Source organism: Streptomyces tricolor (assembly GCF_002155905.1).
GTDB lineage: Bacteria > Actinomycetota > Actinomycetes > Streptomycetales > Streptomycetaceae > Streptomyces > Streptomyces tricolor.
This window is the reverse complement of record NZ_MUMF01000001.1, coordinates 1-10,571: the sequence shown is the minus strand read 5'-3', so window position 1 is coordinate 10,571 and position 10,571 is coordinate 1. Positions and strand designations below refer to the sequence as shown.

At 73.0% G+C, this 10,571-nt stretch carries 7 protein-coding genes; all 7 read left to right on the top strand.

Annotated features, from left to right (window positions below; translation table 11 throughout):
• A partial coding sequence (locus CCN44_RS00035; protein WP_086696532.1) for an Rne/Rng family ribonuclease occupies window positions 1-3,083 on the top strand: 3,083 nt, incomplete at its 5' end.
• A 275-nt stretch (window positions 3,084-3,358) separates the two neighbouring features.
• Window positions 3,359-3,679, top strand: coding sequence for a 50S ribosomal protein L21 (gene rplU / locus CCN44_RS00030; RefSeq protein ID WP_028422127.1), 321 nt, complete (start codon window positions 3,359-3,361; stop codon window positions 3,677-3,679).
• Window positions 3,680-3,693: 14 nt separating this feature from the next.
• On the top strand, window positions 3,694-3,948 hold the full coding sequence (rpmA, locus tag CCN44_RS00025) for a 50S ribosomal protein L27 (RefSeq protein WP_023550764.1): 255 nt from the start codon (window positions 3,694-3,696) through the stop codon (window positions 3,946-3,948).
• Between the two features lie 142 nt (window positions 3,949-4,090).
• Window positions 4,091-5,539, top strand: coding sequence for a GTPase ObgE (obgE, locus tag CCN44_RS00020; RefSeq protein ID WP_059249526.1), 1,449 nt, complete (start codon window positions 4,091-4,093; stop codon window positions 5,537-5,539).
• 153 nt (window positions 5,540-5,692) lie between these two features.
• Entirely contained in the window at window positions 5,693-7,108 is a 1,416-nt protein-coding gene (locus CCN44_RS00015; protein ID WP_086696533.1) for an FG-GAP-like repeat-containing protein, read from the top strand.
• A 30-nt stretch (window positions 7,109-7,138) separates the two neighbouring features.
• A complete protein-coding gene (locus CCN44_RS00010; protein WP_086696531.1) occupies window positions 7,139-8,644 on the top strand; it encodes an FG-GAP-like repeat-containing protein in 1,506 nt (501 codons plus the stop codon).
• 237 nt (window positions 8,645-8,881) lie between these two features.
• Window positions 8,882-10,429: an alkaline phosphatase D family protein gene (locus CCN44_RS00005; RefSeq protein ID WP_059249523.1), complete on the top strand. Its 1,548-nt coding sequence runs from the start codon at window positions 8,882-8,884 to the stop codon at window positions 10,427-10,429.
• The last annotated feature ends 142 nt before the right edge of the window (window positions 10,430-10,571 follow it).

Sequence of the window (10,571 nt, the reverse complement as noted above, 5' to 3'; positions counted from 1 at the left end):
CCGCCGAAGCCGCCGCCGAGGCCGCCGGGACGGAGGAGACCGAGACCGAGGAGTACGCCGAGGAGCGCGTCGAGACCGGTGCCCGCCGGCGCCGGCGCCGGCGTGGCGCCGCCGAGGAGACCCGGCCGGTCGAGGCCGCCGCCGAGGAAGAGGAGGAGGCCGAGGAGGCCCCCGAGTCCGCCGAGGACCTCGCCGAGGGCGAGGAGGGCGACGAGACCGAGGGCGCCGAGGGCTTCGAGGAGTCCGGCTCGCGCCGCCGGCGCCGCCGCGGCGGTCGCCGTCGCCGGCGCGGTGACGCGGCCGAGGGCGAGTCCGGCGAGGGCGTGGACGCCGACGCCGAGGAACTCGCCGCCGAGCAGGCCGCGCAGGACGCCGAGGACACCGCCGAGCAGGAGGAGGAGGACGCCGAGGACGCCCACTCCGAGGAGTCCGGCGGCTCCAGCACCAGCAGCCGCCGACGCCGGCGCCGCCGTCGCCGGGCCGGTGACACCGGTGTCGACACCGAGCCGTCCGCCGACGACCCGGAGCGCACGGTCGTCAAGGTCCGCGAGCCGCGCAAGCCCAGCGAGCCGTCCGACGAGGTGCAGTCCATCAAGGGCTCGACCCGTCTGGAGGCCAAGAAGCAGCGCCGCCGGGAAGGCCGTGAGCAGGGGCGCCGCCGCGTCCCGATCATCACCGAGGCCGAGTTCCTGGCCCGCCGCGAGGCCGTCGAGCGCGTGATGGTCGTCCGTCAGCACGGCGACCGTACGCAGATCGGCGTCCTGGAGGACGGCGTGCTCGTCGAGCACTACGTCAACAAGGAGCAGTCGACCTCGTACGTCGGCAACGTCTACCTGGGCAAGGTCCAGAACGTGCTGCCGTCGATGGAGGCCGCCTTCATCGACATCGGCAAGGGCCGCAACGCGGTGCTGTACGCCGGTGAGGTCAACTTCGAGGCGCTCGGCATGGCCAACGGGCCGCGCCGCATCGAGTCCGCCCTGAAGTCCGGCCAGTCCGTCCTCGTGCAGGTCACCAAGGACCCGATCGGGCACAAGGGCGCGCGTCTGACCAGCCAGGTCTCCCTGCCGGGCCGCTACCTCGTGTACGTCCCCGAGGGCTCCATGACCGGCATCAGCCGCAAGCTGCCCGACACCGAGCGGGCCCGGCTGAAGTCCATCCTCAAGAAGATCGTCCCCGAGGACGCGGGCGTCATCGTGCGCACCGCCGCCGAGGGCGCGAGCGAGGACGAGCTGCGCCGGGACGTCGAGCGGCTGCAGGCGCAGTGGGAGGACATCCAGAAGAAGGCCAAGAACGGCAACGCGCCGACGCTGCTGTACGGCGAGCCGGACATGACCGTCCGGGTCGTGCGCGACATCTTCAACGAGGACTTCTCCAAGGTCATCGTCAGCGGCGACGACGCCTGGCAGACCATCCACGGCTACGTCTCGCACGTCGCCCCGGACCTGGCCGGCCGGCTGTCGAAGTGGACGAGCGAGGTCGACGTCTTCGCCACCTACCGGATCGACGAGCAGCTCGCCAAGGCGCTGGACCGCAAGGTCTGGCTGCCCAGCGGCGGTTCGCTGGTGATCGACCGGACCGAGGCGATGGTCGTCATCGACGTCAACACCGGCAAGTTCACCGGCCAGGGCGGCAACCTGGAGGAGACGGTCACCAGGAACAACCTGGAGGCGGCCGAGGAGATCGTGCGCCAGCTGCGGCTGCGCGACCTCGGCGGCATCATCGTGATCGACTTCATCGACATGGTCCTGGAGTCGAACCGGGACCTGGTGCTGCGCCGCCTGCTGGAGTGCCTGGGCCGCGACCGTACGAAGCACCAGGTGGCCGAGGTGACCTCGCTGGGTCTGGTGCAGATGACCCGCAAGCGGGTCGGCCAGGGCCTGCTGGAGTCCTTCTCCGAGACCTGCGTCCACTGCAACGGCCGCGGTGTCATCGTCCACCTGGACCAGGCCACCGCCAACGGTGGCGGCGGCAAGCGCAAGAAGCGCGGCCGGGGCGCCGAGGCACCGGAGCCCGTGCACGAGCACGTGCACGAGACCGCCGCCGTGGCCGTGGAGACCGGCGAGGCCGTCGAGCCCGAGGTGGAGACCGCCGCGGAGGTGGCCGCCGAGGCCGCCGAGCCGGTCGCGCTGCCCGCGCCGGAGTTCGCGCCGGACGAGGAGCTGTACAGCAGCGTCGCCGAGGCGGAGGCGGCGGCCACCCGTGGCCGTACGCGGCGCCGGGCGAGCCGCCGGGCGTCCGCTCCGGCGGGCGCGCCGAAGGCGAAGGCGGAGAAGGCCGAGCGGGCGCCCAAGGCCGAGAAGGCCGAGAAGGCGGAGAAGGCCGCGGAGGCCGAGGTGCCTGCGGAGGCCGAGGTGCCGACCGCCCAGGAGGTCACCGCCGAGGAGGCGGCGGCGCGCCCGGTGCGGCCGGAGCCGGCCGCGGAGGCGCTGGCCGAGCCGGCGGCCGTCGAGGACCAGGTGGTCCCGGCGCCGCAGGCCGAGGCTCCCGCCGCCGAGGAGGCCGCGCCCAAGGGCCGTACGCGCCGTCGGGCGACCCGGAAGGTGTCGGCCCCGGCCGGTTCCCCCGAGGGTGCCGAGGCGGCCGTGGTGACGGTCCCGGAGGCCGCGCCTGCGGCCGAGGCCCCGGCGGAGCAGCCCGCTCCGGTCGCCGAGGCCCCGGCCGGGGAGCCCGCGGAGGCCGAGAAGCCGGTGGCGGCCGAGACCGCCGCGGCCCCGGCCCGGCCGCGCCGCCGTGCGGTGCGCAAGGCCACCGCGCCGACCGCGCCCGAGGAGGCGGCCGTCGTGGTCGTCCCGTCGGCTCCGGCGGCGGAGGAAGCCCCGGCTGCCGAGGCTCCCGAGGCCCCTGCCGCCGAGGTGACGGCCGAGGAGGTCGCCGAGGTCACGGCTCCGGCCAAGAAGGCGACCCGTAAGACGGCCGCCAAGAAGACCGCGGCGAAGAAGACCACCGCCAAGAAGACGGCGGCCAAGAAGACGGCCGCCAAGAAGACGACGGCCAAGAAGGCGACGAAGACCGCCAAGACGGCCGCCGCGAAGTCCACGGCGAAGAAGACCACCACGGTCTCCACCGCCGGCGACGAGGGCTGACGCCCGCGGTGTGCGGCCGGTCCGGTCCTGAGCGACCGGACCGGCCGCGCACTTGTGGGGCCGCTCCGAGTGACCGGCCGCACACCCCAGGGGCCCGGTTTGACCCTCTCGGCCGTGGCCCCGTAACCTTGACCGTCGGCGTGTCCACTGAACACGCCACATCCCCGTAAACCTCTTCCTCCCGGGCACACGGTTGGCCGGGAGAGGTCGTCCGTGGTGTTCCTGGACGACTGGCCTGCGGGGGTGCCGTTTCTTCGAGCGAAAGTGAGATCCGCGTGTACGCCATCGTGCGCAGCGGTGGTCGCCAGCACAAGGTTGCTGTCGGCGACATCGTTGAGGTTGACAAGATTTCCACCGCCAAGGTTGGCGACACGGTCGAGCTCTCGACCCTGCTCGTTGTCGACGGCGACTCCGTGACCAGCGACCCGTGGGTGCTGGCCGGCATCAAGGTCCAGGCCGAGGTCGTGGACCACCACAAGGGCCAGAAGATCGACATTCTGCGCTACAAGAACAAGACCGGCTACCGCCGTCGGCAGGGCCACCGCCAGCAGTACACGGCGATCAAGGTCACGTCGATCCCCACGGCTGCGAAGTAAGGGACTGAGGAGAAATGGCACACAAGAAGGGCGCATCGTCCACCCGGAACGGTCGCGACTCCAACGCCCAGCGGCTCGGCGTGAAGCGCTTCGGCGGTCAGGTCGTGAACGCGGGTGAGATCCTGGTCCGCCAGCGCGGCACCCACTTCCACCCCGGCGCCGGTGTCGGCCGTGGCGGCGACGACACGCTGTTCGCCCTGCAGGCCGGTGCGGTGGAGTTCGGTACCCACCGTGGCCGCAAGGTCGTGAACATCGTTCCGGTCGCCTGAATCACCTGATCGTCTGATCGCCTGATTCAGAGCCGAAACGCTTGCGCGAGGCGGACCTCACTTCCCGGTCGGGAAGGCGGGTCCGCCTTTCGCGTGTTACCCAACAGACATACCTGCACGTTTCTTCTGGAGGCACTGAACCATGACCACCTTCGTGGACCGCGTCGAACTGCACGTCGCCGCGGGTAACGGGGGCCACGGCTGTGCCTCCGTCCACCGTGAGAAGTTCAAGCCGCTCGGCGGCCCCGACGGCGGCAACGGCGGCCGGGGCGGCGACGTCATCCTGACCGTCGACCAGTCGGTCACCACGCTGCTCGACTACCACCACTCCCCGCACCGCAAGGCCACCAACGGCAAGCCCGGCGAGGGCGGCAACCGCTCCGGCAAGGACGGCGAGGACCTGATCCTGCCGGTGCCGGACGGCACGGTCGTGCTGGACAAGGCGGGCAACGTGCTCGCCGACCTGGTCGGCCACGGCACCTCGTACGTCGCCGCGCAGGGCGGCCGGGGCGGCCTCGGCAACGCGGCGCTGGCCTCCGCCCGCCGCAAGGCGCCCGGCTTCGCGCTGCTCGGTGTGCCCGGTGACGTCCAGGACATCGTCCTGGAGCTGAAGACCGTCGCCGACGTGGCCCTGGTCGGCTACCCGAGCGCCGGCAAGTCCTCGCTGATCTCCGTGCTCAGCGCGGCCAAGCCGAAGATCGCCGACTACCCGTTCACGACGCTGGTGCCCAACCTGGGCGTCGTCACCGCCGGCTCGACCGTCTACACCATCGCCGACGTGCCCGGTCTCATCCCCGGCGCCAGCCAGGGCCGTGGCCTGGGCCTCGAGTTCCTGCGGCACGTGGAGCGGTGCAGCGTGCTGGTGCACGTGCTGGACACCGCGACGCTGGAGTCCGACCGCGACCCGGTCTCCGACCTCGACGTCATCGAGGAGGAGCTGCGGCAGTACGGCGGCCTCGACAACCGGCCCCGGATCGTCGTCCTGAACAAGGTGGACGTGCCGGACGGCAAGGACCTCGCCGAGATGGTCCGCCCCGACCTGGAGGCCCGCGGCTACCGCGTCTTCGAGGTGTCGGCCGTGGCGCACATCGGGCTGCGCGAGCTGTCCTTCGCCCTCGGTGACCTGGTCGCCCGGGCGCGCGCCGCCAAGCCGAAGGAGGAGGCGACCCGGATCGTCATCCGGCCCAAGGCCGTGGACGACGCGGGCTTCACCGTCGTACGCGAGGAGGTCGGCGGCGAGCCGCTGTTCCGGGTGCGCGGCGAGAAGCCCGAGCGCTGGGTCCGCCAGACCGACTTCAACAACGACGAGGCCGTGGGTTACCTCGCCGACCGGCTCAACCGCCTCGGTGTCGAGGAGGAGCTGATGAAGGCGGGCGCCCGCGCGGGCGACGGCGTCGCCATCGGCCCCGAGGAGAACGCGGTCGTCTTCGACTGGGAGCCGACGGTCATGGCCGGCGCGGAGATGCTCGGCCGCCGCGGCGAGGACCACCGCTTCGACGCGCCGCGGCCCGCCGCCCAGCGCCGGCGCGACAAGCAGGCGGAGCGCGACGAGGTACTGCGGGAGTACGACGAGTTCGACCCGTTCGAGTGAGGCCCGGCCGGGCCTGTCCGGACCCCGGGTGAATTCCCGGTGTCCTCCCGGACAACCCCGCCCGGCTCCGGTGAGTCGAACTGTGCGGCACGGAACGGATCTTGGTCCGCTTCCGTGCCGCACTTCCGTGTCCTGACGACCACCGGAGCCGACGTGCCTGACCAGCCTCGTTCCTTCCACCGCCGTACCCTCGCGCTCGCCACCGGCATCGCCCTGGCCGCCGGGGCCCTGCTGGCGGCCCCCGCGGCGGACGCCGCCCCGCAGCGTCCCGCCGAGCAGGTGCGCGCCGACTTCAACGGCGACGGCTACGGCGATCTGGCCGTCGCCGCGCCCTACGCCACCGTGGGCGGCAAGACGCGCGCCGGTTACGTGGCGGTGCTGTACGGGTCCGCTCAGGGACTCAAGGCCAAGAAGGTGTACACGCAGGCGTCCCCCGGCGTGCCCGGAGCCGTGGAGAAGTCCGACACGTTCGGGAGCCGGCTCGTCACCGCGGACCTGGACGGCGACGGGTTCACCGATCTGCTGGTCGGTGCGGGCGGCGAGCAGTGGACGCAGGGCGGCACCGACCGCGTGGGCAGCCGGACCGTGCTGTGGGGCGGTCCGCAGGGGTTCGCCTCCGGCACGGTGCTGCCCGCCGAGGGCACCGGCCGCTACCAGGACCCGCTCACCGTCGCCGGTGACTTCGACGGCGACGGACACCAGGACCTGGCGCGCGGCGGGCGGGTGCTGCTCGGCCCGTTCGGCCGGGACGGCCGCCCCGCGGGCACCCAGGAGGGCGCGGAGCTGATCGACGGCGACCTGAGCACGGTCGCGTCGGCCGTCGGCGACACCGACGGCGACGGCACCGACGACATCGTGACGCTGGCCCGGGCGTACGACTGGGACGACGAGGGCAACTACGGCGGCAGCGTGTTCTACGCGCGCGGCAGCCGCGACGGGCTGCGTGCCCCCGTCGAGCTGAAGGACCAGCACGTGTCGAACGGCGACGCCGTGGCCCTCGGCGACCTGGACGGCGACGGCCGCGCGGACCTGGTCGTCGGCGCCGACGCGCTGCGGATCTCCTACGCGGGCACGCAGGGCCTCGGCCCCGGCCTCCCCCGGGTGATCACCCAGGACACACCCGGCGTGCCCGGTGCGCAGGAGGCCGGGGACGGGTTCGGGCGTGCGCTGGCCGTCGGCGACGTGACCGGTGACGGCCGCGCGGACATCGTGGCGGGCATCCCCTTCGAGGACTTCGGCGGGCTGCGCAGCCCGGGCACCTTCGCCGTCGTCCCCGGTGGCCGCTCCGGGGTGACCGGTGCCGGGACCAAGGTGTTCGGCCAGGACAGCGCGGGCGTGCCCGGTACGGCGGAGAAGGACGACTGGTTCGGCGCCGCCGTGCATCTCGTGGACGGCGACGGTGACGGCCGGGCCGAGCCGGTGGCCGCGGCGCCGTGGGAGGACAACCGTGCCGGTGCGTTCTGGGTGTTCCCGGGCCGGACGAGCGCCAAGGGGTCCTTCGCGGTCGGCGCGCGCACGCTCGGCACGGTCGCGTCCGGCGCCGAACTCGGCTCCGTCTTCCCCAACTGACCACGTTTCATTCACTTTTTCAGGACAATCGTGAACTCCTCTCCTCAGCGCCGCACCCGGCCGGCGCTCGCCACCGGTCTCGCCCTCGCCACCGGCCTCGTCCTCGCGGCCGGCGTGCTCGCTGCCCCCGCGCACGCGGGCACCGGGCCGGCCGTGAGCGGCAAGCGCCTGCACGACGACTTCAACGGCGACGGCTACGCCGACGCCGCCATCGGTGCCCCCGGCACCGCCCTGGGCGAGCAGCGCGGCGCGGGCGCGGTCACCGTGCTGTACGGCTCGGCGAAGGGCCTGTCGACCGCCCGCAAGCAGGTGCTGACCTGGCCGGGCCGGAAGAACGCGCAGTCGCCGCAGGGCGGTTACGGCAGCGACCTGCGCACCGCCGACCTGGACGAGGACGGCTACGCCGATCTGCTGTCGGCCGTGACGCGGACCCTCGTGGACGGCGAGCGCGGCACCTTCGTCCAGGTCAACTGGGGCGGGCCGAAGGGCCTGTCGGCGACGCCGACGCCGCTGACGGGGCTGCCGGGCGCCGCCGCGCTGAAGGACTTCGCGGTCGCCGACGTGGACGGTGACAAGCACCCGGACCTGGTGCGCCTGGGCGTCGGCGGGGAGGCCGGACGGCAGGCGGACGGTGCCGTGCAGCACGGTCCGTTCACCCGGGCCAGGCCCGGCGGGACCCGGACGACGTACTTCGGCGTGGACCCCGACGGCATGGAACTGGTGGAGTCGCTCGCCGCAGGTGACGTGAACGGCGACGGCACCGCCGACCTCGCCGTGCGCAGCCACTTCATGGACGAGTCGGACTCCCGGAGCGTGACCCTGCTGCTCGGCGGCCCCGCCGGCTTCACGAACAAGGGTCTGCTGTGGGACACCAGACACCGGCTGATCGGCGGGGAGGAGGTCGCGATCGGGGACCTCAACCGCGACCGCTACGCCGACATCGTCGTGGGCCACTCCTCCGACGGCTACGACAGCGACGTCGACATGCCCACCAGGGGCGGCGCGCTCGGCGTGGTCTACGGCGGCCCGAAGGGCGTCTCCGGCACCCTCCAGCCGGTGTGGATCAACCAGGACAGCGCCGGGGTGCCGGGGGCCGGCGAGTACCACGACGGGATGGGCTCCGGGCTGTCGATCGGGGACACGGACGGCGATGGCTACGGCGACGTCGCCACCGGGCTGCCCGGCGAGGATCTCGGCACCGTGACCGACGCGGGCAGCGTGCTGGTGCTGCGCGGCGGCGCGAAGGGCCTGACCGGCACGGGCGCCAGGGTGTTCCACCAGGACACCGCGGGCGTGCCCGGCACCGCGGAGAAGGGGGACCGGTTCGGCCGGACGACGGCACTGGTCGACGGCGACGGCGACCGGAGGGCCGGGCTGCTCGTCGGCGACCCGGACGAGAACGCCGGCGACGGCGCGGTGTGGGTCTTCCCGGCGGCCTCCGGCGGGATCACCGCCCGCGGAGCCTTCTCGTTCGGCCCGGCCGGTGCCGGGCTGCCCGCCGCGCAGGCCCGGTTCGGGGCGTCGCTCGGCGACTGACCCCGTAAGGAGCAGGAGAACACCCCGGGCGGGTGTCGGCGGTGGGGCGGATTCCGACCTACCGTCAGATCCGTTGTGGCGCGACGGTTTTCTCGTGCCGCAACGGGTCTCCTGTTGTCTCCCTAGTTGTCATGCCCGCGATGGGCTTGGTTCAGCAGGCGGACCGTCCGGCCGTGGGAACTTCCGCATGTCCGACCCACCTGTCCAAGTGGCCACTGTGGCAAAGGGAGTCAGCGCATGACCGCACCATCGCCCGACCGCCGCCGCTTTCTGACCGCCGGGGCCGCCGTCCTCGGCGCCGCGGCCTCCGCCCAGTTGTGGCTGCCCGGCACCGCCCGCGCCGCCGACACCCCGCTCCCCGACGGGGTGTTCACCCTCGGCGTCGCCTCCGGTGATCCGCTGCCCGACGGGATCGTGCTGTGGACCAGACTCGCGCCCGACCCGCTGAACGGCGGCGGCATGCCCGACGCGGTCTTCCCCGTGGCGTGGGAGATCGCCGAGGACGAGCGGTTCCGCAGGGTCGCCCGCCGGGGCACCGCCGAGGCCCGCCCCGAACTCGGCCACAGCGTCCACGTGGACGTCCGCGGCCTGCGCCCGGACCGCCCGTACTGGTACCGCTTCCGGGCCGGCGACCAGCTCTCGCCCACCGGCCGGACCCGCACCGCGCCCCACCCCCGCCGGCGGGGCGGCTCGCTGCGCGTCGCCCTCGCCTCCTGCCAGAACTGGCAGCACGGCTACTTCACGCCGTACGCCGACATGCTCGCCCAGGACCCCGACGTCGTGCTCTTCGTCGGCGACTACATCTACGAGTCCGGGCCCTCGGCGACGGCCGTACGGCGGCACGAGGGCAAGGGCGAGCCGTACACCCTCGTGCAGTACCGCAACCGGTACGCCCAGTACCGCACCGACCCCGACCTCGCCGCGATGCACGCGAGCGCCCCCTGGGTGGTCACCTTCGACGACCACGAGGTGGACAACGACTGGGCCGCCGAGATCCCGCAGGACCCGGACAAGCAGCCGCACGACAAGTTCACGGCCCGGATGACGGCGGCCTTCCAGGCGTACTACGAGCACATGCCGGTGCGTGCCTCCGCGATCCCCACGGGGCCGCACATCCAGATGTACCGCCGTCTGGAGTTCGGCCGGCTGGCCCGGCTCAACGTCCTGGACACCCGGCAGTACCGCAGCGACCAGGCCACCAGCCAGGAGGGCGCCGAGGCGCCGTCGCGGACCATGCTCGGCGCCGAGCAGAAGCAGTGGCTGCTCGACGGGCTGTACGACTCCCCGGCCCGCTGGAACCTCATCGCCTCGCAGATCATGATGGCCGAGACCGACCTGCTGCCCGGCGACGGCAAGCTCTGGTACTACGACGCGTGGGACGGCTACCAGGTCGAACGCAACGCGCTGCTGGAGGAGTTCGCCGAGATCCGCAACCCGGTCGTGCTCAGCGGCGACCGCCACCTGACGATGATCAGCGACCTCAGGACGGACTACGCCGATCCCGACTCGGACGTGGTCGGCGCCGAGTTCGTCGGCACTTCCATCTCCAGCAGCGGCGACCAGGACCAGGACGCCTTCCACAAGCAGTGGGACCCGCTCATGGCGGACAACCCGCACTGGAAGTTCATCGACGCCCACCGCGGCTACCACCTGTTCGACATCCGCCGCGACGGCATCGACGCGAGGGTCCGTGCCGTGGACACGGTGCTCAAGCCGCAGGCGAGCGCGCGGACGCTGGTGACGCTGCGGGTGGAGTCGGACGAACCGGGTGTGCGGATCGTCTGACGCCCGGGGACGCGCCGTGGGACGCAGCGCGGTCCCACGGCGCTGCCAGGCACGTCCCGGGTGAGCCGCTTGCCGTGCGTCGACCACGGCTGGAGCACCTCGGTGATCGGCAGCGCGTTCTTCATCGCCGCATCGCCGCATC